This is a genomic window from uncultured Tenacibaculum sp. (assembly GCF_947494125.1).
In the GTDB taxonomy this organism is placed as follows: domain Bacteria; phylum Bacteroidota; class Bacteroidia; order Flavobacteriales; family Flavobacteriaceae; genus Polaribacter.
Genome location: NZ_CANLTU010000052.1, coordinates 1 through 345 on the forward strand (window position 1 = coordinate 1; position 345 = coordinate 345).

Annotated in this window: 1 protein-coding gene; it reads left to right on the forward strand. The window is 43.2% G+C overall.

Going from position 1 to position 345, the window contains the following annotated elements; translation table 11 throughout:
* On the forward strand, nucleotides 1-345 hold a 345-nt coding region (locus Q0881_RS17775; RefSeq protein ID WP_299163320.1), incomplete at both ends, for an MBG domain-containing protein.

Here is a 345-nt window from a genome sequence, read left to right on the forward strand (position 1 = left end):
TTAACAGCAAGTTATTCAGGATTTGTTAATGGTGATGATGCAACCGATTTAGATACCGCAGTAAGTTTAAGTACTACAGCAGTAACGGGAAGTAATGCGGGAACCTATCCAATCACGGCGAGTGCCGCAGCAGATGCAAACTACACGGTAAGCTTTGTGGCAGGAACCTTAACGGTTAACAAAGCAGCCTTAACGGTAACCGCGGACGATAAGAGTAAAACTTATGGATCAGCAAACCCAGGATTAACAGCAAGTTATTCAGGATTTGTTAATGGTGATGATGCAACCGATTTAGATACCGCAGTAAGTTTAAGTACTACAGCAGTAACGGGAAGTAATGCGGGA